The 26,246-nt window shown below is 37.8% G+C and carries 27 protein-coding genes and 1 tRNA gene; 20 read left to right on the top strand and 8 right to left on the bottom strand.

Going from position 1 to position 26,246, the window contains the following annotated elements; genetic code table 11:
- Positions 1–62: 62 nt before the first annotated feature.
- Genes AC4IFE_RS05510 through AC4IFE_RS05500 form a run of 3 tightly spaced genes read left to right on the top strand, consistent with a single transcriptional unit; the run spans position 63 to position 2,452 of the window.
- Complete coding sequence (locus AC4IFE_RS05510; RefSeq protein WP_490755478.1) at positions 63–806, top strand: prolipoprotein diacylglyceryl transferase; 744 nt, start codon at positions 63–65, stop codon at positions 804–806.
- Complete coding sequence (locus AC4IFE_RS05505) at positions 803–1,036, top strand: hypothetical protein (RefSeq protein WP_490755476.1); 234 nt, start codon at positions 803–805, stop codon at positions 1,034–1,036. Before AC4IFE_RS05510 ends, AC4IFE_RS05505 begins: the two co-directional genes overlap by 4 nt.
- Before the next feature lie 12 nt (positions 1,037–1,048).
- Positions 1,049–2,452: a radical SAM protein gene (locus AC4IFE_RS05500; protein WP_490755474.1), complete on the top strand. Its 1,404-nt coding sequence runs from the start codon at positions 1,049–1,051 to the stop codon at positions 2,450–2,452.
- A gap of 99 nt (positions 2,453–2,551) precedes the next feature.
- On the opposite strand, the gene AC4IFE_RS05495 is transcribed toward AC4IFE_RS05500, so the two are convergent.
- A complete protein-coding gene (locus AC4IFE_RS05495) occupies positions 2,552–3,217 on the bottom strand; it encodes a GNAT family N-acetyltransferase (protein ID WP_490755473.1) in 666 nt (221 codons plus the stop codon).
- Positions 3,217–3,987, bottom strand: a complete 771-nt coding sequence (gene surE, locus AC4IFE_RS05490) for a 5'/3'-nucleotidase SurE (protein WP_490755471.1) — start codon at positions 3,985–3,987, stop codon at positions 3,217–3,219. Before surE ends, AC4IFE_RS05495 begins: the two co-directional genes overlap by 1 nt.
- Positions 3,988–4,132: 145 nt before the next feature.
- Between surE and AC4IFE_RS05485 the strand changes: the two genes are divergently transcribed.
- The gene (locus AC4IFE_RS05485; RefSeq protein WP_490755469.1) at positions 4,133–6,262 is read left to right on the top strand and encodes a carboxy terminal-processing peptidase; all 2,130 of its coding nucleotides are present in this window, start codon (positions 4,133–4,135) and stop codon (positions 6,260–6,262) included.
- Between the two features lie 50 nt (positions 6,263–6,312).
- Here AC4IFE_RS05485 and AC4IFE_RS05480 read toward each other — a convergent pair whose 3' ends face one another.
- Positions 6,313–6,816, bottom strand: coding sequence for a superoxide dismutase family protein (locus AC4IFE_RS05480; RefSeq protein ID WP_490755468.1), 504 nt, complete (start codon positions 6,814–6,816; stop codon positions 6,313–6,315).
- 189 nt (positions 6,817–7,005) lie between these two features.
- Here AC4IFE_RS05480 and AC4IFE_RS05475 point away from each other — a divergent pair, with 189 nt between their 5' ends.
- From AC4IFE_RS05475 to AC4IFE_RS05440, 8 genes are all read left to right on the top strand, one after another.
- Positions 7,006–9,249 carry a TonB-dependent receptor gene (locus AC4IFE_RS05475; protein WP_490755466.1) on the top strand — a complete coding sequence of 748 codons (2,244 nt, stop codon included), beginning with the start codon at positions 7,006–7,008 and terminating at the stop codon, positions 9,247–9,249.
- Between the two features lie 82 nt (positions 9,250–9,331).
- On the top strand, positions 9,332–9,982 hold the full coding sequence (locus tag AC4IFE_RS05470) for a hypothetical protein (RefSeq protein WP_490755464.1): 651 nt from the start codon (positions 9,332–9,334) through the stop codon (positions 9,980–9,982).
- A 130-nt stretch (positions 9,983–10,112) separates the two neighbouring features.
- Entirely contained in the window at positions 10,113–11,444 is a 1,332-nt protein-coding gene (locus tag AC4IFE_RS05465) for a 2TM domain-containing protein (protein ID WP_490755463.1), read from the top strand.
- Positions 11,431–11,733, top strand: a complete 303-nt coding sequence (locus AC4IFE_RS05460; RefSeq protein ID WP_490755461.1) for a 2TM domain-containing protein — start codon at positions 11,431–11,433, stop codon at positions 11,731–11,733. The genes AC4IFE_RS05465 and AC4IFE_RS05460 overlap by 14 nt, the downstream gene beginning before the upstream one ends.
- A gap of 53 nt (positions 11,734–11,786) precedes the next feature.
- Positions 11,787–12,356, top strand: a complete 570-nt coding sequence (locus tag AC4IFE_RS05455; RefSeq protein WP_490755459.1) for a methyltransferase family protein — start codon at positions 11,787–11,789, stop codon at positions 12,354–12,356.
- Positions 12,357–12,580: 224 nt separating this feature from the next.
- On the top strand, positions 12,581–12,877 hold the full coding sequence (locus tag AC4IFE_RS05450; RefSeq protein ID WP_490755457.1) for a 2TM domain-containing protein: 297 nt from the start codon (positions 12,581–12,583) through the stop codon (positions 12,875–12,877).
- A 24-nt stretch (positions 12,878–12,901) separates the two neighbouring features.
- Positions 12,902–13,177, top strand: a complete 276-nt coding sequence (locus AC4IFE_RS05445; RefSeq protein ID WP_490755456.1) for a 2TM domain-containing protein — start codon at positions 12,902–12,904, stop codon at positions 13,175–13,177.
- Between the two features lie 53 nt (positions 13,178–13,230).
- Complete coding sequence (locus AC4IFE_RS05440; protein WP_490755454.1) at positions 13,231–13,974, top strand: LytR/AlgR family response regulator transcription factor; 744 nt, start codon at positions 13,231–13,233, stop codon at positions 13,972–13,974.
- 159 nt (positions 13,975–14,133) lie between these two features.
- On the opposite strand, the gene AC4IFE_RS05435 is transcribed toward AC4IFE_RS05440, so the two are convergent.
- The gene (locus AC4IFE_RS05435) at positions 14,134–15,030 is read right to left on the bottom strand and encodes a hypothetical protein (RefSeq protein ID WP_490755453.1); all 897 of its coding nucleotides are present in this window, start codon (positions 15,028–15,030) and stop codon (positions 14,134–14,136) included.
- A 140-nt stretch (positions 15,031–15,170) separates the two neighbouring features.
- Here AC4IFE_RS05435 and AC4IFE_RS05430 point away from each other — a divergent pair, with 140 nt between their 5' ends.
- From AC4IFE_RS05430 to AC4IFE_RS05420, 3 genes are read left to right on the top strand one after another with little or no spacing between them, the layout of a single operon-like run.
- Complete coding sequence (locus tag AC4IFE_RS05430) at positions 15,171–15,911, top strand: glycine-rich domain-containing protein (protein ID WP_490755452.1); 741 nt, start codon at positions 15,171–15,173, stop codon at positions 15,909–15,911.
- A gap of 12 nt (positions 15,912–15,923) precedes the next feature.
- The gene (locus AC4IFE_RS05425) at positions 15,924–16,280 is read left to right on the top strand and encodes a hypothetical protein (RefSeq protein ID WP_490755451.1); all 357 of its coding nucleotides are present in this window, start codon (positions 15,924–15,926) and stop codon (positions 16,278–16,280) included.
- 10 nt (positions 16,281–16,290) lie between these two features.
- Entirely contained in the window at positions 16,291–17,091 is an 801-nt protein-coding gene (locus tag AC4IFE_RS05420; protein WP_490755449.1) for a hypothetical protein, read from the top strand.
- A 146-nt stretch (positions 17,092–17,237) separates the two neighbouring features.
- Here the strand turns inward: AC4IFE_RS05420 and mnmA are convergent, their stop codons facing one another.
- On the bottom strand, positions 17,238–18,425 hold the full coding sequence (gene mnmA / locus AC4IFE_RS05415) for a tRNA 2-thiouridine(34) synthase MnmA (protein ID WP_490755448.1): 1,188 nt from the start codon (positions 18,423–18,425) through the stop codon (positions 17,238–17,240).
- 117 nt (positions 18,426–18,542) lie between these two features.
- Here mnmA and AC4IFE_RS05410 point away from each other — a divergent pair, with 117 nt between their 5' ends.
- The gene (locus tag AC4IFE_RS05410) at positions 18,543–19,070 is read left to right on the top strand and encodes a hypothetical protein (protein WP_490755447.1); all 528 of its coding nucleotides are present in this window, start codon (positions 18,543–18,545) and stop codon (positions 19,068–19,070) included.
- Between the two features lie 212 nt (positions 19,071–19,282).
- On the opposite strand, the gene AC4IFE_RS05405 is transcribed toward AC4IFE_RS05410, so the two are convergent.
- Positions 19,283–21,811 carry an ATP-dependent Clp protease ATP-binding subunit gene (locus AC4IFE_RS05405; protein WP_490755445.1) on the bottom strand — a complete coding sequence of 843 codons (2,529 nt, stop codon included), beginning with the start codon at positions 21,809–21,811 and terminating at the stop codon, positions 19,283–19,285.
- A gap of 152 nt (positions 21,812–21,963) precedes the next feature.
- Here AC4IFE_RS05405 and AC4IFE_RS05400 point away from each other — a divergent pair, with 152 nt between their 5' ends.
- The 4 genes from AC4IFE_RS05400 to AC4IFE_RS05385 are packed head-to-tail and all read left to right on the top strand — an operon-like array spanning position 21,964 to position 24,723.
- On the top strand, positions 21,964–22,188 hold the full coding sequence (locus AC4IFE_RS05400) for a uroporphyrinogen decarboxylase (RefSeq protein ID WP_111954019.1): 225 nt from the start codon (positions 21,964–21,966) through the stop codon (positions 22,186–22,188).
- The gene (locus AC4IFE_RS05395; protein ID WP_490755443.1) at positions 22,188–23,282 is read left to right on the top strand and encodes a glycosyltransferase; all 1,095 of its coding nucleotides are present in this window, start codon (positions 22,188–22,190) and stop codon (positions 23,280–23,282) included. The genes AC4IFE_RS05400 and AC4IFE_RS05395 overlap by 1 nt, the downstream gene beginning before the upstream one ends.
- Positions 23,283–23,329: 47 nt before the next feature.
- On the top strand, positions 23,330–23,749 hold the full coding sequence (locus AC4IFE_RS05390; RefSeq protein WP_116010450.1) for a SufE family protein: 420 nt from the start codon (positions 23,330–23,332) through the stop codon (positions 23,747–23,749).
- A 2-nt stretch (positions 23,750–23,751) separates the two neighbouring features.
- Positions 23,752–24,723 (top strand): glycosyltransferase family 9 protein, encoded by a 972-nt coding sequence (locus AC4IFE_RS05385; RefSeq protein WP_490755441.1) that lies wholly within the window; start codon positions 23,752–23,754, stop codon positions 24,721–24,723.
- 224 nt (positions 24,724–24,947) lie between these two features.
- On the opposite strand, the gene AC4IFE_RS05380 is transcribed toward AC4IFE_RS05385, so the two are convergent.
- Together AC4IFE_RS05380 and AC4IFE_RS05375 are read right to left on the bottom strand one after the other, a co-directional pair.
- Positions 24,948–26,078, bottom strand: a complete 1,131-nt coding sequence (locus AC4IFE_RS05380) for a hypothetical protein (protein ID WP_490755439.1) — start codon at positions 26,076–26,078, stop codon at positions 24,948–24,950.
- Between the two features lie 93 nt (positions 26,079–26,171).
- Positions 26,172–26,246 (bottom strand) — tRNA-Val (locus AC4IFE_RS05375).

Genomic DNA, 26,246 nt, shown 5'->3' with positions numbered 1-26,246 from the left:
ATTTATTTGCTGTTTAAAAATTAAAATTAGTAATTTACCTTAAATATACTACTTTTGACAGGATGGATTTCCCTGTTACTTTTCAGATTTTCGGTAAAACAGTTCTTGCCCATCCTGTGTTTGAAACATTGGGTATTTTTCTTGGGATGCGTTTTTATTTTTATTTAAAAAGAAAATCAACCGAAAAACTGTCTTTCAACACTTCTGCAGCGGTTCTTATCGGAGCAACGGCAGGAGCCCTAATCGGTTCAAAGCTCATCGGAAATCTTGAAAATCCTTATGTTTTATTTGAAAACTTTAGCTTTAAAAGATTTTGGACCAATAATACCATTGTTGGCGGTTTAGCTTTTGGATTGATTGGAGTTGAATGTGCCAAAAAGATAGTCGGCCACAAAGAAAGTACCGGAGATCTGATTGTTTACCCTTTAATTTTAGCCATAATTATCGGCAGAATAGGCTGTTTTCTAACGGGAATCCACGAAGAAACTTATGGTTTACCCACTACATCAATATTCGGAATGCATCTTGGTGATGAATACTTAAGGCATCCTGTTGCATTGTATGAAATTGGCTTTTTGATTGTTCTGTGGACCTGTTTAAAGATCGTTGAGAAAAAAAGAAAATATGCTTCAGGCTTTATTTTTCAGCTGTTTATGCTCAGTTATTTTACATTCAGATTCTTTTTAGATTTTATTAAGCCCAGAATCGACGTCATCGGAAATTTAGGAACAATTCAGCTGGTCTGCCTTTCAGTAATTATTTATTACATTTATAAGATTAAAAACACCAATACAATTGAATTATGAAAATACTGACACTTCTCGAAGTTGGTAATCTCGGCGGCCTGGTCGCTATGATTATAGGAATAATCGTAATTGTTTCTCTGGTTATTTCATTGGTTATTACCGTAATTGTAAAGTTTATTTATGAAGGTAAAGACGGAAGGAAATTTTCTAAAGCCCAATTTTGGCAGACGATGCTCATTTCGTTATTGATTTGTGGACTGATCAGTGGTTTTGTTTGTGGAGGAATGTAAAAAATTGAAATTATGCCGGTAAGAAACTATACGTACTACGATTATACAATCAGTCTTTGCCCTGAATGCCTGAAAAGGGTAGGTGCAAAAATAATTATTGAAGATGAAGCGGTATTTATGACCAAGAGATGCCCGGATCACGGCTTTTTCAAGACGATGATTGCTTCTGACGTTCAGTACTATAAAAATATCAGAAATTATAATAAAGCCTCGGAAATGCCTGTTCATTTCGGAACCGATGTGGAATATGGCTGTCCGTACGATTGCGGTTTATGTGTAGATCATGAGCAGCACAGCTGTCTTTCTATTGTGGAAGTTACGGACCGGTGTAATCTGACGTGTCCGACCTGTTATGCCATGTCGTCACCACATTATGGAAGTCACAGGACCTTAGAGCAGATTGAAGCCATGTTTGATACCATCGTTAAAAACGAGGGAGAGCCGGATGTCGTGCAGATCAGTGGCGGCGAACCGACGATTCATCCCGAATTTTTTAAAATTATGGATATTGCCAAATCGAAACCGATTAAACATTTGATGCTCAACACCAACGGAATCCGTATTGCGAATGATCTAGGTTTTGCAGAAAAACTGGCGACTTACGCTCCGGAATTTGAAATTTATCTTCAGTTTGATTCTTTTAAACCTGAAGTTCTGGAAGATTTCAGAGGAAAGGATTTGACGAATGTCCGCATGAAAGCCCTGGAAAAATTAAATGAATTAAATCTTTCCACGACTTTGGTTATTGTTCTTCAGAAAGGCAAAAATATCGATGAGATCGGAAAATTGATTGATTTTGCCTTAAAACAGAAATGTGTCCGCGGGATCACCTTTCAGCCCGTTGAAGTGGCCGGAAGAAACAGGGAAGACTCTGCACATGAAAAAATTACCTTAACGGAAGTAAGGCAGGAAATTTTAAATCAGTTTCCGCTTCTGAATAGCGATGATATTATTCCCGTTCCGTGTAATCCTGATGCTTTGGCGATGGGTTATATTCTTAAGCTTGAAGGGGAAACCATTCCTCTTACACGATATATCAATCCTGCTGATTTGCTGAATAATGAAACGAAAAACACCATCGTTTATGAACAGGATGCAGGGCTGCAGATGCAGCTTCTGGATATTTTCAGCACCGGAATTTCTGTAGATAAGGTTCAGCCTAAAGTAAACCAGTTATTGTGTTGTCTTCCGGAAGTTTCGGCCCCGAATTTAGACTATGACAATCTCTTCAGAATTATCATTATGAATTTTATGGATGCCCACGATTTTGACGTGCGCGCCATCAAAAAATCCTGTGTTCACATCGTCAATAAAGATTTGAAAATGATCCCTTTTGAGACGATGAACTTATTTTACAGGGATGATAAAATTAACTACCTCGAGGAATTGAGAAAAGAGGATAAAATTTTATTTTAAAAATATTTCCCACAGATTTCACAGATCTGCTCAGATTTTTATGCTCAATCATTTGTCAAATTTGTGAAATCTATGGGATAATAAAAAAGGGCAGGAAAATTACCTTTTCACGCCCCACAAGTTTATTTTTCCTCTATGGCTGAAGCCAAGCTTTTCATAAAGCATTTTAGCTCCGGTATTGCTTTCTGCAACATGCAGGAAAGGTGTTTTACCGTCTTCAAATATTTTCCCGGACACAAAAGCCACCAATTGTTTGGCCAGACCTTTTCCCAGATGATCTGTATCTGTGATCACGGCGCTTACCTCAGTCATGTCATTCATCTGCATTCTCTCGCCCGTTACCGCAACTAATTTACCTTCCTTAAAGATTCCGAAATATCGGCCCAATTCAGGCGTCCTTGCTTTAAAATAATAAGGATAAAACTTCATTACAAATGCCAGAAGTTCCGCATAGTTTTCTTCTTTAAGCTGAGTGATTTCCTCGGTCAGATCAATCTCAGCCGGGTTCTCCAGAAGATACTGATCGCACACAAGCAGTGACAGGTCAGTTTTTAAACTTCCAAGATCCGGCTGCGCCCCGAAAATCAGGAAATCATCACAGATTTTTGCATACTCAGTGATATCTTTTTCTCCTGAAATCTCTGCTGCACCGCCAAAGGAGGCTACTTCAGGGTTGTAAAATTTTGTGTCCCCAAAATTAAAGCAGAACTTTTCATGATATTCATTAAGTGAATGATAAACAGGATTATCTAGCTTTCCGTACATCAGTTGAAATTCATTACTTCCTCAAGGGTTTTCATATATTCATAAGCTGTAAGATCAAACTTTACAGGGACAATTGAAATATATCCGTTGGCCAGTGCCGTTTCATCAGCATCTTCAGAATCATCCATATTGTTGAAATAGCCCGTAAGCCAGTAATATTTTTTTCCGTGAGGATTCACTCTCTCGTCAAAGCTCTCTTCCCATTTGGCGTTGGCCTGTTTGCAGACCTTTATGCCTTTTATTTCTCCTGCAGTTAATTTCGGGATATTAACGTTCAGTACAATTCCTCTTGGCATTGGGTTTTCAAGAGTTCTTCTTACAATATTCTGAATGTATTCTTTAGCCTGGGTAAAATCAGCTTCCCAGCTGAAATCCAGGAGAGAAAATCCGATAGCGGGAATTCCTTCCACACCAGCTTCTACAGCAGCAGACATCGTTCCGGAATAGATCACATTGATTGAAGAATTAGCTCCATGGTTGATTCCTGAAACAACAATATCCGGACGTCTTGTCAGAATTTTGTCGAGAGCCATTTTTACACAGTCGACAGGTGTTCCGCTGCAGGAATAATCTGTTTGTGGCCCGTCCAGTGTTACCTCTTCGTAGCTTAAGGTAGAATTGATTGTAATAGCGTGGCCTTTTCCACTTTGGGGAGAGTTGGGCGCAACGACAATAACGTCTCCGATTTCGTTCATGAATTGTATAAGGTTTCTGATACCAGGCGCTGTGATTCCGTCATCATTAGTTACCAGAATAAGTGGTCTTTCCATAAAAAAATTAAATTTTAACAAAAATACTCAAAACTATCCGATAATTATAAATAAGGTATTAAATTTGATAGTTTGTAACAGCGAATTAATTGCTGCTACTAATTGTAGTACATATTTTAAAAAAATTAATAAATAAAGACAGTTTATGTGGAAAAATTTCAAACTGAATAAATTTTTACTCCTAATTCCATTGACAAGTCTAATGTTTTGTTTCAACTCGCCAAAGAACGATGATGAAAAGATGCAGACGATCATGGTAAGCGTAAAGAATACCCTTTCTTATTTACATTACAGCCCGAAACCCATCAATGATGCCTATTCCAGGGACGTTTATAAACATTATTTCGAACTGGTAGATCCTGCCAAAAGATACTTTCTGCAGTCGGATATGGACGAATTCAGCAAGCACGAAGCAAAGCTGGACGACTATATCAGCCAGGGCGACCTGATATTCTACAAACTTACCATCGACAGACTTTACCAGAGAGTGGATGAGATTGATAAAATCACTCAGGATATCTTCAGCAAACCGATTAATCTTCAGGAAGATGAATCACTGACGCTTGAGCCGAAGCTTAAAAAAGTACCCGCCAACAAACAGGAACAGTACAATGAGTGGAGAAAGTATATCAAATACAATATCCTTCAGGAAATTGAGTCTATGAACAGTAAGGAGGAAGCTCAGAAAGAAAAGAAGGACTCTGTTCAGAAGTATAAGCTGAAAGATACAATTAAATATCAGCCGCTTAACCAGGATCAGAAGATCAAGAAGGCTACTGATGAAGTGAAAGATCTTGTAAAAGATACCTTCACAAGATTCAAAAAGAGAAAGAAAATGGATTGGTTTACCGTGTATATGAATGCTTATACCGAGGTATTCGATCCTCATACCAATTATTATTCTCCAAAAGATAAGGAAGATTTTGATACCCAGTTCACCGGGAAAGTGATCGGGATCGGAGCTCTTATCCAGGAGAAAAAAGGGAACCTTTTCCTGGGTGCTTTAACGATAGGTGCGCCGGCCTGGAAATCTAAACAGCTTTCTGAAGGTGACAAGATCCTGAAAGTAAAATCGAAACCGAAAGAAGATGCGGTAAATGTAGTGGGAATGCTTTCCGATGAAGCCGTAAGACTCATCAGAGGGGAAAAAGGAACGCCCGTAACATTAACGGTTCAGAAGAAAGACGGAACAATCAAGGATGTAACAATGATCCGTGAGGAAGTTGCTATTGAAGATACATTCGCAAGAAGTATTGTCGTAAACTCTCCGAACGGAAAGAAATACGGATTCATCAATCTTCCAAGCTTTAATGCTGATTTTGAAGATGCCAAAGGGAGAAATGCTTCCGACGACATCAAAAATGAGATCATCAAGCTTAAAGAACAGAACATTGAAGGAATTGTCCTGGATCTTAGAAATAACGGAGGTGGATCGTTGACAGAGGTTGGAGATATTATGGGACTTTTCATGGATGCAGGACCTTATGTACAGGTAAAAGACGGAAACGGAAAGATCCAGACCCTGAAGAATAAAAATGAAACTCCGATCTGGACAGGTCCGTTAGTGATCATGCAGAATGAGCTTTCAGCTTCAGCTTCAGAGATTCTTGCCGGTGTAATGCAGGATTACGGAAGAGCGATGATTATCGGTTCTCCACAATCTTTCGGAAAAGGAACCGTACAGACCTTTGTGGACCTGAACAGGTTCTTAAATACCGAGGATGATTTCGGATCTTTAAAACTGACAATTCAGAAGTTCTACAGAATTACAGGAGAATCTACACAGAGAAAAGGAATTGTTTCCGATATCCAGATGAAAGACTTCTTTACTTACGCTGAAGTAGGAGAGCGCTATGATGATTATGCCTTGGCCTGGGATAAAATCCCCGGAACAAATTTCCAGAAACTGAACTATTTCAATATTCAGGCTCTTGAAAAAGCAAGCGCAGACAGAATGGCTAAAAACAGCAATTATCAGCTTCTGCTTGAATCTGCCCAGTGGAGAGAAAAGCTGGATAAAGAAGAGAACATCACGCTTAACATCAATAAGTTCAATGAGCTGATGAAGCAGAGAAAAGCTCAGATCGAAAAATTCAAAGCTTTAAGCAAATTTGAAAACGGCCTTAAATTCATGATGTATCCGGCTGAAATGGAAAGAGAGAAAAAAGATGAAGCTTTCAAGAAAAAATCTGAAATGTGGATCAAAAATCTTAAAAAAGATCCATACTTGCAGGAAGCAATGAATATCGTTTCCGATATGGGAAGCAAATCATAACAAAAAAATCCGCTGATAAACATCAGCGGATTTTTTATTGCAATAGAAAATTATTTAATTTCTACACATCCCACTCTTCCGCCTGCATTTCCTGTAGGCTGAGTATGGAAATCATCTGCTGATGCATGTACAATAAGCCCTTTCCCGATGATATTTTTAGATTCATCCGTGCAGCCCAGACACCATTTATTCGTTTTGAAAGTCAGGACAGCCTTTCCGGTCTGGTCAGCTGTTAAGTTTCCTATATCTCCCATGTGGAAATGCTCAGCACCCCATTTTCCGTGGTCGTCCTTAGCCGGGTTCCAGTGTCCCCCGGTAGAAGTTCCGTCGGCTGCAGAACAGTCTCCTTTTTCGTGGATATGTACCGCATGAATACCAGGAGTAAGATTCGTTACCTCAAGTTTCATCGTTACCTCTTCCCCTTTCTGGGTAAACTTTGCCGTTCCGCCCGTCTGTGTTCCGCTCTTAGCGTTTACCGTGTACGTTTTTGTCGTGCAGCATGAAGCCGCTAAAAATGCACACCCCGCCAGTAATGCTATTGTTTGTCCTTTCATTTTTAAATGATTTAAAGTGATTTAACGATAAATTTATAAAAGATTTTCCGAAACACTTTATGATTTCAGTACTATTTTCCAAACAGCATCAGAACAACTTACCATTCAGAAGCCAAAGTATGCCTTTCAGTAAAATTTATTTTAAAGAAAGCCCTGTTACGTGTTATTTTTGATCCGAAAATAAAAACTATGAAACCACAAGGAAATAAACTGTTGCTTTTAATTGCTTTTCTGTCCTTTATTGCCACATATTCACAGGTCAGGATCTCAGGGAAAGTCACTTTTAAAGGCAAAGGCATTAATGAAATAAATGTTACATTAAAAGATACTTATGATGGCGCAACTACCGATATCCAAGGGAATTTCTCCTTTGAAACATCAGAAAAAGGAAATCATATCCTGACGTTTACTCATCCGAAATACCAGGATGTAGAAAAAACGGTTATGATTGACAACCAGGATATTTCAGTCAGTGCAGAACTCAAAGAACAGATCAGTGAAATTGATGCTGTGGTAGTTTCTGCGGGTTCCATAGAAGCCAGTGATAAAAAAAGAGCCACGGCATTACTTACTCCTATTGATATTTATACTACGGCAGGAGCAGACGGACAGATTTCTTCGGCTTTAAATTATCTTCCGGGTGTTCAGAAAGTAGGGGAAACAGAAGGACTTTTCATAAGAGGAGGGACGGGAACAGAATCCAAGATCTTTATGGATGGAAGTCTGATCAATAATTATTTTTCCAGTTCTGTTCCCGGAATTGCAGGAAGAGACCGTTTCAATACATCACTTTTTAAAGGGAATGTTTTTTCAAGCGGAGGATATTCTGCATTATACGGCCAGGCTCTTTCAGGAGCCCTGATGCTGGAAAGCGTGGATCTCCCTGATCAGAGTTCGTATGATTTCGGAATTTCACCTATCTTTTTGAGTGCAGGATTTCAGAAACTTGGAGAAGATAAAAACCATTCTTTTGGTGCAACTTTAGGTTGTTCGCTTTTGAGCGTTATGCAGAAAGTTTTTAATTTCAATACAGATTTTATTGATGCTCCGCAGGGCTTAAACGGTGATTTTAATTTCAGAATTAAAACCAAATCAGGAGGATTTTTAAAATATTACGGAATGTACGATTCCAATAAAATGGGAGTGAAAACAGAAAGCCTGGAGCCGGAATATGATTTTGCGCTGGTAAGGCTTAAAGGAAAAAATACCTACCATAATCTGTCCTTCAAGCAGAAATTCGGAAAATACCTTTTAAATACAGGAACTTCTTATTCCTACAACAGATCTGACCTTAATTTTTCTACAGAAACCGGAGGGGCAGAATCAGGGAGATCTAAACTTTTAACGGATGGAAATTATATCAACTTCAAAGCTGTTCTTGAACGTAAAATTAATAAGATCAGTGCGGTAAGAGCCGGTTTTGAATTGAATAATACGAGTGAAAATCTCAACTTTGGCGAAGTACAGAAGAATTATAAAGATCTTATATCCGCTGTTTTTGCAGAAACAGATCTTGGATTCAGCAATGCATTATCTGCAAAAATAGGAGTAAGAGCAGAAAACTCTTCCTTTCTGGGAAAAAGTAATATTGCTCCGCGCTTTGCATTAGCCTACCGTTTGGCAAAAGACTGGACGACTTCCTTTGCCTATGGATTATTTTACCAGAATCCTGAAAGCAAATATATCAACGGACCTGCAGATCTTGATTTTCAGAAATCGCAGCATTATATTTTCCAGGTTCAGAGATCATCAGAAGGCAGAAGCTTGCGTTTTGAGGCCTTTTATAAAAAATACGACCAGTTGATCAAGACATTCAATATCACACCGGACAAAGAGCAGAATCAGCAGGTGCAGACGGCTCTGAACAACAATGGCTATGGGTATGCAAAAGGACTGGAGCTTTTCTGGAGAGATAAAAAGACCTTTGAAAATATTGATTACTGGATCAGCTATTCATTTCTTGATTCCAAGAGAGATTTTATGAATTATCCGGTCAGCTTAAAGCCGAATTTCGCTTCCGCACATACCCTTTCTGCGGTGGCCAAGAGATTTATTCCGGAATGGAAGCTGGGTGTCAATCTGTCCTATACCTATTCCAAAGGCCGTCCTTATTATGATATAGCAGCGAAAGATGAAAATGGAAACATGGTCAATTATATCAGAAACGAAGGAAAGCTGAAAGATTATAATGCGCTGAACATCAGCTTTAATTATCTTCCGAATCTGGGGAAAAAAGATGCCAAAGCTTTTACCGTTTTCGTATTGAGTGTCTCCAATGTTTTAGGGTCTAAAAATGTGTATGGGTACAATTTCTCAGTGGATGGCAACAGAAGCTCATCCGTAGTTCCGCCGGTCAATACCTTTGTGTTTATAGGAGCCTTCATCAGTTTTGGAGTGGACAGAACGCAGGACGCGATTAATAATAATTTATAAAATAGCAGCAACAGATATGATAAATGATCACAAAATACATAACTTCGGACATGCAATTAACTAACTAAAAAAATTGATTATAATGAAAAAATACCTATTAAGCTTTGCTTTAGCTTTTATGAGTTTAACTGCTTTTGCACAGGCAGATTACGAAAAAATAATGGCTGAAAAGATCGCCAAAACAGAAACGTGTAAAAGCCCTGAGGAATTCCAGACCCTGGCTAATGATTTCCAGAGGATCGGCAGCAAGGAAAGCTCAAAATGGCTTCCGCCATACTATGCAGCATTCTCACAGATTCAAAAAGGAAGATTGTTGATGAGAAACGGAAATATGCAGGGGCTGGATGAAACAGCTGAACAGGCGGATAAGTATTTAGCAAGTGCTCAGAATCTTGCCGGAGCGGACAATGCCGAGATCCATCTGCTGAAAAAAATGGCGGCTTCTTTAAGGATGATGGTCAACCCGGCTCAGCGCTATATGACGGATGGCGCTAAAGCAACAGAAGAGCTTGGTATTGCAGAGAAGCTTGATCCTTCAAACCCGAGAATAGCCCTTATCAAAGCAGAAGATGTCTATTTTACACCTGAGCAGTACGGGGGAAGTAAAACGAAAGGTATGGAACTGTTCAAAGAGGCGCTGGCTAAATTTAATGCCTACAAACCTAAAACAGCCCTGGATCCTAACTGGGGCAAAGCAGAAGCAGAATATTTTCTGAGCATGCAGGAAAAATAACAATGAAATTCAAGCCTTCCTTACACGGAAGGTTTTTTTTATTCCATTCGGAAAGGAAAATCGGCCTTTCAGTAAAAAATAATTTTTGATACCTTTATTAAAGACTAATTTTGAGCCAAGAAAACGGATCATGAAACGTAAAGGATTTATAATCTTACTTTGGGTATCGTTGGGAACAGCGCTATTTTTCTTCTTATTTTTTACGAAAGAGAAGAGTTTTCACAATTTTTTGATTACGCTGCTGATCTCTACCATGTATTCCTTTGTTCTGGGATGTGGAAATGCCTTTATTAATGATTTCCTCAATAAAAAGTTTCCGTGGTCTGAAACAACGGGAATGAGAACTGCATTAAGTGTGGTTTCTATCATCGCGGGTAATTTTATCCTGGTTTATTTCTGCAACTATATCAATTATGTTGAGATTCAGAAAGTGGCAACAACAGAAGCTTTTTTTTCCAAAGAATATTCCACGACAAACTGGCTTATGATCAATATTGCGCTTCTTATCTCTGCTTTTCTTCATGCAAAAAGCTTCATGGAAGAGCTTAAGAAAACATCCAGAAAAGAGGTAGTAGAACAAAAGCTCATCGCAAAATCTGCCAATGCACAGTTTGAAAGCCTGAAAAACCAGCTGGACCCGCATTTTCTTTTTAATTCTTTAAATGTTCTGAGCTCCCTGATTGATGAAAACCCAGCTCAGGCCCAAAAGTTTACTGCTTCAATGTCAAAGATTTACCGCTATGTGCTGGAACAGAAAGATAAAGAACTGGTAACGGTAGAAGACGAAATCGAATTTGCAAAAACCTACTGTGATCTTTTGAAAACTAGATTTGAAGACAGCGTAGACTTTATTTTTGATGTTAAAAAGGAAGATTACAGGAGGTATGTTGTACCGCTTTCGTTACAGCTCTTACTCGAAAACTGCATCAAGCACAATTTTGCGACCTCTTCAAAGCCTTTGATCATTAAAATATTTTCAGATAATGATACCCTGTGTATAGAAAACAACCTTCAGGCAAGAGAGCAGATGAAAGAAAGCGCAGGAATTGGGCTGGCTAACATTGTACAGCGGTATGCCCTGCTTACCAGGAAGAATGTTTTTATTGAAAAATCAGAAGATTATTTTAAAGTAAAGGTTCCGATACTGTCCAGTAAGCCAAACACGATCAGTACAAAAACGGAGGATGAGAACGGATCTTATGAGAAGGCCAGAAAACGGGTAAAAGAACTCAAAAGCTTTTACGCCAATTTAATTTCCTATTGTACCGTGATTCCGTTTTTAGTAATTATTAATCTTATGACTTCGCCGAAAAACCTTTGGTTCTATTTTCCCATGCTGGGGTGGGGAATTGGCATAGTTTCCCATGCATTTCGGGTGTTTGGAGTAGGAGAATCCTGGAAAGAAAAGAAAATCCGGGAAATTATGGATAAACAAAAAAATAGAACTAATGGAAACCTATGATGAAAATGATATCCGCTATCAGCAGGCCAAAAGGCAGGTTGAAAGGCTAAGAGGATTTTATAGGCATTTATTCTCATATATTATAGTAAATGCTATGATTGTGGTGTATAATATTAAACATCTGGAACCCGGGGAGACTTATTTCCAGTTCAAAAATTTCTTTACGGCAACGTTTTGGGGTATTGGGCTGCTGGCTCATGCAATAATCACTTTTTTACCCCATATGGGCTTTTTCAGAAGCTGGGAGGAAAAACAAATCAGAAAGCTGATGGAGAAAAAGAAGAACTGAAAAATCTCTGGGCATACATACAATTTAACTTACTTTACCTTTAATCTGAAAATATGCATTTACTCCAAGTTTTGTTTACAATCTCAATGGTTGCCTGGTTTATTACAGAGATTCTCTATAAAAACATGCTGAAATCCGGCAAAGAAGACAAGAAAGACAAGGATAAGTCCACCCTGAATATTTTGTGGATGGCCATTCCGTTTTCCATTGCAGCTTCTGTAATGGTATTTTATATGACGGAATTTCCAATGTCGAAAAGTGCCTGGATTTTATATACAGGCGAAGCTTTTATCCTTATAGGAATTATTTTTAGATTTATGATCATCAGGTCCTTAGGTAAATATTTTACTGTGGATGTCACAATAAAACGGGACCACAAGATTAAGAAAGAAGGCTTCTACAAATACTTAAGGCATCCGTCGTATGCATTCTCTCTTTTAACTTCTTTAGGATTAGGTCTTTACCTTAATAATTGGGTTTCTTTAACCCTGGCTTTTCTGCCCCCATTTTTCGCTTTCGCTTACCGTATAAAAATTGAAGAACAGGCTCTTGTGGAACAGTTCGGCGAGGAGTATATTGAATACCGGAAAAAGACCAAAAAGCTGATCCCTTTTATTTACTGATTTCCCTTTTATTGTTTGAACATAAACATCTGTAATAATCTACAAAATCTGGGTGAAACAGAAAAAGAAAGAATCATTTGCAAAACAAACCTTACGGCCCAACCAACCTTTTTACGATTCAGAAAGCATATTCTACAACTCAGTCATATAAAATTGATTGGAGCCTTATTTCTGACCTATCTTTGATTCAACAAAAAACAAATTTACCTTTTAAAATAAAAATTATGGAAACATTAGGTTACACAAAAGAAACACAGGCTTATGAAAAAGCCGCAAAAAGAGTAAAAGAACTGAAAGGATTCTACGGAAATCTTACTTCCTACTGTTTGGTTATTCCTTTCCTGCTCGTATTGAATTTGCTGACTTCTCCGGGGCATTTATGGTTCTACTGGCCAATGCTGGGATGGGGAATCGGAATTATAGCACATGCAGTGAATGTTTTCGGGATAGGCAAAGAATGGGAAGAAAAAAAGATCAAAGAACTGATGGATCAGGACACGAAAAACATAAAAACATTATAATTTAACCATAAAATTTTAACGATCATGAATTACGATAGTGCATACGAAAGAGTTACTCAGCTGAAAAAGTTTTACAAAAGTCTTCTTTGGTTTGGAATAGTAGCCGGAATTATATTTTTTGATGATGTTTTTGAAAACGGAGACTTCAATCTTTCTTTATTCGACGGATCTGTTATTCTGTTGATCTGGGGAATTATCTTAACGGTAAAAGCTGTAAAGCTGTTCCTTTTGGACGAAGAATGGGAAAGAGATATCATGGAAAAAGAGATGAAGAAAACCAAAAAGAGCATAGATTTTTAAACTGTTCATTTTTTCTCTAATTTTATTCCCTGTTAAACTAAAACCATAGCTCAATGATAAAGACTGTCATTATCGAAGATGAAAAACCTGCTTCAAGGAAACTGGAAAGAATGCTGAGTAATTTTCCTGAAATAGAGATCGTTGGCAAAATAGAATCGGTAGAAGAAGGAATTACCTGGTTTTCTGAACATGAACATCCCCAGCTTATTTTTTCGGATATCGTTCTTGGTGACGGCTTATCTTTCGATATTTTTGAGAAAATACCTACAAAAGGATTTATCATTTATACGACAGCTTTTGATCAGTATACTTTGAAAGCGTTTAAGCTAAACAGTATTGATTATCTTTTAAAACCTATTCTGGAAGAAGACCTTTCGGGAGCGGTAGAAAAGTTCAAATCATTTATCCCGGCAAGCAATACAACGGGTTCGGAGGATATCAAACAGCTGATCAGGAAAGAAAAATCTACGCTTTCAAGGGTTTTGGTAAAAATAGGATATAATCTCAAAATAGTTCAGACCCAGGAAATAAGCTGCTTTTTCAGTGAAAATAAGATCGTTTACCTTCAGACCGGAGAACGCGCTTATCCTTCAGACTTCACACTGGATGAGCTGGAAGATATTCTGGAAGAAAAGAAATTTTTCAGGGTCAACAGACAGTTTATTATCAATTCAGATTATATAAAAAATATCCATACATCACCGTATTACAAGGTTGACATGGAGTTTCAGCCACAGGAAGAGATCACAGTCAGCCGGGACAGGGTGAAGGATTTTAAGGAATGGCTGGTGAGGTAGACTGATTAGAAGTTAGATTTCAGACATCAGACATCAGACATCAGAGTGAGAGTAAGGTTAAGGCCAAAACTGGGTATTTTAACTTTAAACCTTAAACTTTGAACCCAAAACCTGAACTCTCCTCACACTAAAACCCTCAAACTCTCAAACGCATTGCAACTACCTGTAATCTATCCTGTTAGATTCAGTATCTTTAAGCTGTTTTATGATAGATTCAGGAATCTCATCGCTGTCGATAGGAAAACTGATAGAGTCGGAAATGAATGTTTTTCTGTCTGCTTTCTGAAATATTTCAAACAGGGCTATCGGCTCTTGATTAAAACTGATACACGTACTTATAAAATGCACCTCATGGAGCTTGTATTCTGGATTTTTAAGCTTTTCCTTGATATCTTTTATCCTTGAGATAAAGTGTCGCTGGCGGATGAATGTATTGCTGTTCATGATGATGAATACATAATCTGAATAAGCCGTAACCTTTCCGAAATATTTATGCTGATCGCCACCGCTTCTTTCAATGAAGTATTCGCCGGTTGTTTCAGATTTGTAGATCTCCATTGCAGAACGCCAGATCCGCTCGTCAAGGGCCTGAAGAGGATTCTCAGGAAGGTTTCTGTTGTAAGAATACCAGCAGCCGACAAGGCGATCCAAAAGAGCTGTATTCTGATTCACATTATTCATATCGATCCTGAGATCATTGAAATTGAATGCCTCCGTGTTGGAATTAATGAAATCAATATAATTGGAATAGCCTAAAACGGTAACCATTTGACTTAATTTACTAAGGTTAGGCCTGCTCAGAACAGCATTGTTATTTTGCTGATATTTCTTTAATTTATTGATAATCAAATGTTCATAGAGGTAGTTGGAGCCCAGAAGGTCAGGCTCTTTTTTGATATCTTTTTCAGAATGATCATTGATGATCAGTTCGTTAAGCTCTGCACTGATGTACGACCATTCGGTTTTCGTCACATCTTCCCAATGATTCTTCTTTAAAAAATGAAGGCTTAAAAAATTCATTAATTTCTCAAGATGCAGAATATCTTCTTTTTTCATTAGATATGACTTTATTATGCGTTAAAACTCCAATTTATAAGACTAATATAAGATATTTATAATTCTAAATAAGATTTCTGAAAGACTTTTATTTTTTAAAATCAAATGATATTTGAGTAGAAAAACAAAAAGTTAACACAATGGAAACAACAATCTTATTAAAAGACGAAACTCTTTGGAGAAGGATCCAGGGTTTTTCATTAGATGCTTCAGATGCTGATTTTCCTTTTTCGAAAAAACTGGCCAAAGAAGAACGATGGACATTAGATTTTACTCAAAAAGCCATTCAGGAGTATAAAAAATTTGTTTATCTCTGCTGTATCCTTCCCAACGGAGCTTCTCCAAGCGAAACGGTAGATAAAGTATGGCATATGCATCTGATTTATACTCAGAATTACTGGGAAGATTTCTGCCCGAATATTTTAAAAAGGAAACTCCATCATCATCCTTCTAAAGGAGGAGTTTCTGAGAAAAAGAAACACCAGAATTGGCATCATGACACTTTACATCATTATCAGGAAATCTTTCAGCAGGAGGCACCGGAAGATATCTGGACAGATCCGATAAAGGAAAATGATCAGAAGACTTTCTGGAAAAAGGGACTTAAACTTCTTGCGCTGGGCAGTCTATTATTTCTGGTGTATTCCTGCTCCGGAGGTATTTTGGGAGGTGTGATCATCACTATTTCATGCATCATTGGATTCTTCATCTTCATGGGGTTTATTTCATGGATTTTCGGAGGAAATATCAGCAAAGAACAGGATAAAAATGTCAGCAGCAATTCCGATGGAGGTTCAGGCTGCAGCAGCGGCTCCAGTTGTGGAGGTGGTGGCAGTTGTGGAGGCGGATGCGGAGGAGGTTGTGGCGGATGTGGTGGATAAAAAATAATAACTATGAAAAAAATACTGTTCTACTCAGTCCCGGTAATGATAAGCATGATCTGGCTTATTCTTACACAGCAGACCTGTAACCCGATCTCAATAAAAGGTCCTGAATTTCTGAAATTTTATTTAATTCTTGTCGTTGGTTTTTATGCTTCAGTAATGATTCTGAAATCTTTTAAAGAAAACAGCTCAAAAACAATGTTTTGCTTTATGATTTTAATTCTTTTGCTGGGCATTGTAAAACTGATAAAAGGCTTAATCATAGGAAAACCTGTCGGATATCTTATTATGATATTGATTGTCGAAGGGATAATCATCCTGTATCAGTCAGGTTTACAATCCAATATCAAATATAAGCATATTTAAAAACAATATCATGACCAGAAAATTCACGGAAGTTGAGAAAAATATTCTTTACAAAAATATTCCTTTGCAGAAGCAGGGTCATGTCGTGGGATGGGAAGCGGTTTTGTTTATTATTCTGACTATAATCCTCTTTGTATTGGGAATCAAAATAATTTTATTTGATTATAATCCTTTTTATGATAATGAAAAAGAGACGCTGGGATCCTTTCTCTATTTTATGGCCGCGTTTGTTCCAATCGGTGCAGGGTCTTTCGTAGCTGTTGCGGTTTTATTTACACTAGTGAAAAATATGATTCTGTATCCGAAGTATGGAAAATATGCAGTAGAAAAATCATTTGATGTGGCAGACATTGAGATTATTCAGGGGGAGGGATCCGAAGATTTTATCATCCGGATTTTCAATACCGGAGGCGGGAAAACAGAAATAAAAATCGATCTGAAAATAGCCGTAGAATCCTCTTTAAAAGATAATTTTCTCAAAACAATTGAAAAATACAGAATTAAAGATTCTGAAAATATCAATATTCCGTTTATGAAAGTCCTGCGTATTCTTGAAACGAAACCTTTTTCAGGAATGATACACCTAAGATTAAGTGATTTCTCTACCGATACGAAACTGGATTCCAGCCAGCTGATCTATTCTTACAATGTTTTTTTCAAGACAAAATATAATGTCATCTCCAGTTTAAAAACAAGAGAACCCCTTTTTATTAATTTCTACGGAGATAATTTTGAAAAAGAAATCAATTTTACAATGAACGATGTGGAAAGTAAAATAACTTACTATTTTGTTGAAGATTATTTGCTATAGAGCTGTATTTGGCTGATCAAGCCCGGAAAGACAAAAAAACAACCCCAAAACAAAATGCTTCGGGGTTTTATAGATATCAATTAAGATGATTTAATTTTTCTGTCTAACAACTCAAATTCGTTACAGAAATTTTCAAAAAAACTTAGTTATGCAATCACGCCGCTTCCAATAAGTTCCTCACCGATATACCAGGCTGCAAACTGTCCTTCTGCAATCGCGGACTGAGGTTCTTCAAATTCAATATAAGCCGCATTTTCAAACTGATACAGAACCGCTTTCTGTAACGATTGCCTGTATCTGAATCTTGCCATTACTTCCATGGATTCTCCATTTCCAAGCTTCATATCCTCACGAACCCAATGCAGCTCCGAATTGTCAATTTTTAATGTTTTTTTGTGCAGTCCTGGAGAACTGTGACCTTCGCCCACAAAAATAATATTGTTCTCCATGTCTCTGGATAAGATAAAACAGCTTTCTTTATGTCCGCCTATACCAAGCCCTTTGCTTTGTCCGATCGTGAAAAATTGGGCACCCTGGTGTTTTCCGATCACTTTTCCATCGGTTTTTTTATAATTGATTTTTCTGGATAAAAATTCCAGCTCTTCTTCCTTCGAAGAAAACTCAGGTTTTTCCTCAGAAAACAGAGGTGAATCCTTGAAAATTTCTACAATTTCCCCTTCTTTGGGAACCAGCTGCTGCTGTAAAAACTGGGGAAGGCTTACCTTTCCGATAAAGCACAATCCCTGAGAGTCCTTTTTGTCGGCAGTTACAAGCCCGATCTCTTTAGCAATTTCCCTTACCTGAGGCTTTGTAAGCTCTCCGATGGGAAACAATGCTTTTGAAAGCTGATCCTGATTCAGCTGACAAAGAAAATAAGACTGGTCTTTATTGTTATCCTTTCCTGCTAAAAGATGGAAAATTTCCTTTCCGTTTTCATCAAAAGTGGAATTAACCTGTGCGTAATGCCCTGTAGCCACTTTATCAGCACCTAAAGACATCGCGGTCTTCATGAAAACATCAAATTTAACTTCCCTGTTACATAGAACATCCGGATTCGGAGTTCTTCCTTTTTGATATTCATCGAACATATAATCTACGATGCGCTCTTTGTAAAGCTCACTCATATCGATGACCTGGAAAGGGATTCCCAGTTTCTGGGCTACCATCAGGGCATCATTACTATCTTCAATCCACGGGCACTCATCCTCCAGCGTTACCGAAGCATCATTCCAGTTTCTCATAAACAAAGCGACCACTTCATGGCCCTGTTGTTGCAATAAATACGCGGTAACACTGGAATCTACACCTCCAGATAATCCTACTACTACTTTCATTTTATTTCAATTTTACGGAACTCTTAACGGGAGCCCTTAGTTTGACCCGGCAAAAATACAATTAAAAAAATTCGCAAAAAAACCATAATTTTAAACATTGATAAAAACGATATTAATATGAAAAAAATTATTATTCCCATAATGCTGATGATTTCAGGATCGGTATTTTCCCAGATAACCACCAGCGCACCTGTCGCAGAAACCAACCGCTGGACTTTCGGTGGAGGAATAGGGCTGGGTTTTGGCAGCAACAGCTCATTTTATCTTCAGGCTTCTCCCAGAGTAGGATACAGGCTTACCGATGATCTTGAGGCTGGGGTGGTAGGAAGTGTTTCCTGGCAGACCTCTGATTATTACAAATCCACGATGTTCGGAGTGGGGCCTTTTGCCAATTATTATTTTGCCAGGTCCTTTTATGTAGGAGCCAATCTTCAACAGTACTTCATCAATTATAAAGACAAATATTACGATTATAAAGTGAATGATCAGGAAACGGCCCTGTATCTGGGTGGCGGTTATATGCAGAGAATAGGAGGGAATTCCTTTATGCAGATCGGGGTAATGTATAATGTACTGTGGAAAGAAAATTCAAGTGCTTTCTCCAGCGGTCTTGTCCCGAGTATAGGTTTTGTAGTCGGTCTTTAATTGGTAGATAGGATTAAAATAAATCATCACTAACTGCCACAAACATTAGTGTAAATTTGTGTGACATAAACAGAATTTAATATCAATAGAAACGGGCTTCAGCCCGTTTATTTTTTCATCTATCTCTTGGCGGCTTTAGCCAAAAACATATAAAAACAAAAAGCACCGGATTTTCCGGTGCTTTTCATATATAATAATGTCAATTATTGCAATTAAGAAGACTTTTCAGTCGTTTTTTTTGCTTTGGGAGCCTTTCCGATTAATGCATCTTTTGTATCATTAAGATCAAGAATCACCGTTTCACCTTCAGATAATTGCTTGTTTACCAGCATTTCTGCCAATAAATCTTCAATATATTTCTGGATGGCACGTTTCAACGGTCTTGCTCCAAAGTCTTTATCCCATCCTTTTTCAGAGATAAAGTCTTTTGCTTCTTCAGTTAACTCAACTTTATAGCCTAATTTTTCAAGTCTGCCATATAATTTATTAAGTTCGATATCAATAATTCTTTTAATATCATCCTGTACAAGAGAGTTGAAGATCACAATGTCATCAATTCTGTTTAAGAATTCCGGAGCAAATGCTTTCTTAAGTGCATTTTCAATCGTACTTCTTGCTCTTGAATCTGTACTTGTTTTTTTAGCTGAAGTTCCGAATCCTACACCATCTCCGAAATCTTTAAGATCTCTTGTTCCTATGTTTGATGTAAGGATAATAATCGTATTTCTAAAGTCGATTTTTCTTCCTAAACTATCGGTAACATGACCTTCATCCAGAATCTGTAAAAGAATATTGAACACATCAGGGTGAGCTTTTTCAATTTCATCCAGAAGAACTACCGCATAAGGTTTTCTTCTTACAGCTTCAGTCAGCTGTCCGCCTTCTTCATATCCTACGTATCCCGGAGGCGCACCAACCAATCTTGAAACCGCGAATTTTTCCATGTATTCACTCATGTCAATTCGGATCAGGGATTCATCAGACTCGAAAAGCTCTCTTGCCATTACTTTGGCAAGTTCGGTTTTACCAACCCCGGTAGTACCAAGGAAAATAAAAGTACCGATAGGACGGTTCGGATCTTTAAGTCCGGCTCTGTTTCTCTGAATTGCTTTCACAACTTTCTTCACAGCGTCTTCCTGGCCAATCACTTTTCCGTTCAGCTTCTCATCCATCTGAGCTAATTTATCAAGCTCATTTTTGCCGACTTTCGTTACCGGAACACCACTCATCATAGAAACCACTTCCGCTACATTTTCTTCCGTTACGGTTTCTTTTTTCTCTTTTACATCCTTATCCCACTTTTCCTGAGCTGCATTCAGTTCCATCTGAAGACGTTCCTCTTCATCTTTAAGCTTTCTGGCCTCAAGATAATCCTGAGCTTTTACAGCTTTCTGCTTCATTTCTTTGATGTCCTCAATTTTCTTCTCGAAATCAATAATTTCGGTCGGAACTTTCATGTTTTTAATATAAACACGTGAACCCGCTTCATCCATGGCATCAATAGCTTTATCCGGTAAGAAGCGGTCTGTAATATATCGTGATGTCAAATTGACACACGCCAGAATAGCCTCCGGAGTATATACTACATTATGATGCTCTTCATATTTATCTTTAATCTGATTCAGGATCTGAATGGTTTCCTCAATATTAGTAGGTTCTACCATTACCTTCTGGAATCTTCTTTCCAAAGCTCCGTCTTTCTCAATATACTGACGGTACTCATCCAGAGTGGTAGCCCCGATGCATTGAATTTCGCCTCTTGCCAAAGCAGGTTTAAACATATTTGATGCATCTAAACTTCCTGTAGAGCTTCCCGCACCAACAATAGTGTGAAGCTCATCAATGAATAAGATGACATCTCTGTTTTTTTCCAGCTCTGTCATGATGGCCTTCATTCTTTCTTCAAACTGACCACGGTATTTTGTTCCGGCCACTAAACTGGCCAGATCCAAAGTGATCACACGTTTTCCGTAAAGAACTCTGGAAACCTTTTTCTGTTGAATTCTTAAAGCTAACCCTTCCGCAATCGCAGATTTACCAACTCCCGGCTCCCCGATAAGAAGCGGGTTGTTTTTCTTTCTACGCGATAAGATCTGAGAAACACGCTCAATTTCTTTTTCACGCCCGATTACTGGGTCCAATTTTCCATCTCTAGCCAAAGAAGTTAAGTCCCTGCCGAAGTTATCCAATGTAGGTGTTTTACTTTTTGCAGAGCCTAAATTCCCTGAAGGCTTTCTCATCTGCTCAAATTCCTCTCGGTCATCATCGTCATCATAAGCACTCATTTGTGGTGTCTGCCCGGAATTTTTAAGCATTGTCTGGTATTCTCTTGAAACTCCTTCATAGTCGATGTCATAAGCTCCCAGAATATTCGAAGTAGGGTCCTCATATTTGTAAAGAATGCCTAAAAGCAAGTGAACGGTATTAATTTCATTGCTTTTGTATTGCCTGCATTCCAGCTCAGCACGTTTGATCGCATGATCTGCCATCTTAGTGAAAGAAATATTAGTAACCTCCTCAGAAATAGGATTAAGACTTGCTGTATTTAGAGTTTCAATTTTTCTTCTGATTTGTGTTAAATCCGCATTAAGGTTTTGAAGGATTTCTTTTGCAGAGTTTTCTGTTTTTATAATACCTAAAAGTAGATGTTCTGTATTAAGAAATTCACTTTTGAGCCTTTTCGCTTCGCTCTTGCTTTGTTTGAACACCTGGCTCAAACCTTGTGAAAACTTATAATCCATAATATATCTCATTAGAATAATGGCAGCGGTGCCATTTATTCATTATCTAAATTACAAATATTTTACCAAAAATCAATTAATGACTTTATGGCAGAAAAAATTTTATTATCTTATTGAAAATGATTAAGTTTGTTATCCCTTAAAAATTCCCCATGAATCCTGAAATTACTACATATATTGGTTATTCTGCATCCATTTTTATAGTGCTGAGTTTTATATTAAAAGATGTAAGAAAAATCAGGATAGTCAATATGATAGGCTGTATCTGCTTTGTCATTTATGGTATCTTCAACGGAATGCTCTGGCCGGTTATCATCCCGAATGGACTGATCTGCTTTATTCAGGTTTATCATTTACTTGCCGGAAATAAAAAGTAATGAAGAAAAAAATAATTACCTCTGCTTTCAGCAGTCTGTATACGGACCAGCGAATAGAAAAGGTATGCAGGACCTTATATGAGAACGGGTACCCGATAGAAGTAATAGGGAATGACTGGAATGGAGCGGAACAAATGGAGCGGCCCTATCCGTTTTCAAGGATACATTTATCTTCCACAAGTTTAAAAACGGCTTACTTTGAATTCAACTGGAAACTGTATCATCAATTAAAGAAAAAAGCTGATCAAAATACAATTCTTCATGCCAATGATGTTGACGTACTGCTGTCAAATTATCTTATTGCCAAAAAATTAAATATCCCGTTGGTTTTTGACAGTCATGAAATTTTTTCAGAAATGCCTGCAATTCAGGGCAAAATGTCACAAAAAATCTGGAGGTATCTGGAAAAGAAAGTCATTCCGAAACTTAATTTCATGATTACGGCCAGTGAAAGCTACGCAAAATGGTTCCAAAAAAAGTATGGAGCTGATCCGGTAGTCATTCAAAATGCGCCCAGAAGGCAGGATTTTACGATAGAAATTCCCCAAAATTCCCCAAAAATATTTTTATATCAGGGATCCATTAATCCTTTTAGGGGTATCGACAAAGCTATTCTGGCGATGCATCACCTTAATGGTGTGGTTTTTAAAATAGCAGGAGACGGGCCAAGAAAAAAAGAATATGAAGATCTTGTCAGTAAAGAAGGTCTTCAGCATAAAGTTCAGTTTTTAGGAAAATTAAAGCCGGAAGATCTGAGAAAAATAACGGTAACAGCTGATGTAGGGATGAGTATTGAAGAAAATGGAGGCGAAAGCTACTTTTATTCGCTTCCGAACAAAGTTTTAGACTGTATTCAATCCCGTGTTCCATTAGTGTTATCCAACCTCCCCGAAATGCAGAATATTAAAAATCAGTTTGATGTGGGAGAAATTATTAAAGACCATCAGCCTGAAAATATTGCCGCTGCAGTACGGAAAATACTCCAGAAGGGAAGAGAAAGCTATCAGCATGAACTTGAAAAGGCTTCTAAAGTATTCTGCTGGGAAAATGAAGAAATAAAATTGCTGAGCGTTTTTGAACAGGCATCAGAATAAATAATCTTTATAAAAATGGTATCTTTGCATTAAAAATTTGTTAAAAAATGACCATTAAAGAAAAACAGCAGGAAATCATTGAAGAGTTTGCGTTTCTTGATGACTGGGAACAAAAGTATGAGTATATTATTGATCTCGGAAAAGAATTAAAAGGACTTCCTGAAGACCGCAAAACTGATGATAATCTAATCAAAGGATGCCAGAGTAAGGTATGGATTGATGCTGAATTCAAAGATGGTAAGCTTTTTTTCGATGCAGACTCTGATGGAATTCTGCCAAAGGGGATTGTTTCTCTTTTAGTAAGCATCTACAGCGGACATTCAACCCAGGAAATCTTAGATTCTGATTTTGAATTTATTTCAGAGATCGGACTTCAGGAATTTCTTTCGCCATCCAGAGCAAACGGACTAATGGCGATGACCAAGCAGATCAAATTTTACGCAGTTGCCTATCAGCTAAAATCGTAGCAGTGACCAGAATTCTAGCATATCGTTTTTCCGCTTTTGGCGATGTCGCGATGACGGCACCGGTATTCCGGGAGTTTCTGGAACAGAACCCTGATGTGGAAATTATTATGGTTTCCAGAAAAAATTTCGAAAGCTTATTTGCTGATATTCCGAATGTTACATTTAAAGGGATTAACCTTGATGATTATAAAGGCATTTTTGGATTGAGAAGGCTGGCCAATGAGCTGATCAAAGAATTTCATCCTGATTTTATCGCCAATCTTCATGATGTGATAAGAACCAAAATACTGGATAGGATCTACAGAAGAAAAGGATTTAAAGTTTTTAAAATAAACAAAGGAAAAGAAGAAAAAGAAGAGCTTACAGATGTATGGAATCTGAATAAGGTTCAGCTAAAAAAGACTGTCGAGCGTTATGCAGATGTTTTCCGGGCGATGGGCTTTAAAGTAGAACTTTCGCATAAGCTTAGGCCGGCATCGGTACAAAAATCAGGGATTGGACTGGCTCCTTTTGCGCAGCACAGAGGAAAAATGCTTCCTTTGGAAAAATCATATGAGCTGGCGAAAATCCTTTCAAAAAAACAAACGATATATTTCTTTGGCGGGGGTAAAAAAGAAACAGAAACCCTTGAAAAATGGGAAAGTGAAATTCCGAATACCAAAAGTCTTTCAGGAAAACTGAGTCTTTCAGAAGAGCTTCAGAAAATTTCTGAACTGGAGCTGATGATCTCTATGGATTCCGCCAACATGCACCTTGCCAGCCTTATGGGGACCAGATGCATCTCAATTTGGGGAGCAACACATCCTTATGCGGGATTTCTGGGGTTCGGACAGAGCGAAAATGATGTGGTTCAGGTAAAAGATCTTACCTGCAGACCCTGTTCTGTTTTTGGAGATAAAGAATGTTACCGTGGCGACTGGGCCTGTCTTGAAGAGCTTAACATTCAGAAAATAGTAGAGGCCGTTAATTCTTAAATAACCTGAATTCGGGTTAAGACATTTCTGTTTTTAATAAGTAAGGAAGCCGGGAGCCGGAAGAGGGAAGTGCGTTGAGGCTGAAAACCCAGTTACAACCCTATAATTTATTATTCCTTTTAAAAAATGCTTCATCAAATTTTACGACAAAGTCAGAAATTGTAGGTCTGATAGTAACTTCCAGCCTCTCTCTTCAAGCTTCCAGCCTGGTATCCTTGGTTTTCTTAGCCCGAACTCAGGTTAAATATTATTTTACTCATTTCTATGGCTTTAGCGTTATCAGCATAATTCTTTTCGAGAACCTTACTCCTGATTTCATTTTCATTGTAATTTTCAGCTGCTGCTTCAATGATACGCAGACGGATTTCATCCGAAGTAATGCCTAAACGGCATAAACTCATCAGAGCAGGATCATCCGTAATATTCTGATTGATAATAATTAATCTGCTGTTATACAATGCATTAAATAATTTCACCTTCGTACCGGAATTCTGATAGGAGAGGAGAATATTAGCATGGGCATTTTCAAAAAGGCGGCAAAGATTTTCACTTGTTTCAATAGGCACAATGCTTATGTTTCCAATATTATGAATCTTCTTTTTTACATCATCACCGGCGCGGTCGGATGCCACTACAAGTTTGTGCTGGGGAAGATTTTTAAACATCCTGATGGTTTCTTCCAGTGCTTTTTTGTTGTCTGATGTACTCAGATCACCGTGAAAAAGAAAATAATCACCTTTTCCGTTCAAATGTTTGACAGCCCCGTTGCCATGAAAAATATGGATAAGCCGTGCATTTTTTGAATATGAATCTACTTCATTAAATTCTTTCTCAGAAAGGCAGAATACACTTTCAAATTCCTTTAAAAGCTTTTTCTGATAATCAGCAAACTTTAAAGATTCTATCCTGTAAACAATCTTTTTGAAAATATTTTTTTCCGATGAAGAAAGCCCTTTATAATACTCAGATTCATTATTGTGGAACCTGAGGTAGAGCTTATAGCCCTTACCTTTTAATCTGCTGATAATCTGAGTTGTTTGTAGCCCTTCAAACAATATCGGAGCTTCTATACTCATAAGATTTTCAAAAAGAGCATCAGAAGTTCTTATAGCTGCTGCAAAAGGCACGGCCGAAAGATAGTGGAAAGGGTTTTTCTTTTTTTTGTAAAAAAAAACATTTTCTGTAATGCTTTCTACCTCCTGATCGATAATTTCCGGAATGTTATCCACGAAACAGTGGAGATGAATCTTTATACCCAGATCTGACAATGCTCTGATCTTATAATACACATCAATAATGCCTCCGTAAGAAGGAGGATAAGGATAATTGAACGCTATAAGATGAAGTTCCTTCAAAAAGCAGTGTATTTATGACTGTGATATAACAAAGATAAGGATACCCGGGTGTTTTTTAAACAAAAAAATCTCCCAGTTTCCTGAGAGATTTTGTGGGCCCTGAGGGATTCGAACCCCCGACCCTCTGGGTGTAAACCAGATGCTCTGAACCAACTGAGCTAAGAGCCC

The sequence above is a fragment of the Chryseobacterium sp. UF-81 genome, from assembly GCF_058245105.1.
This window is presented reverse-complemented; position numbering and strand designations above follow the sequence as displayed.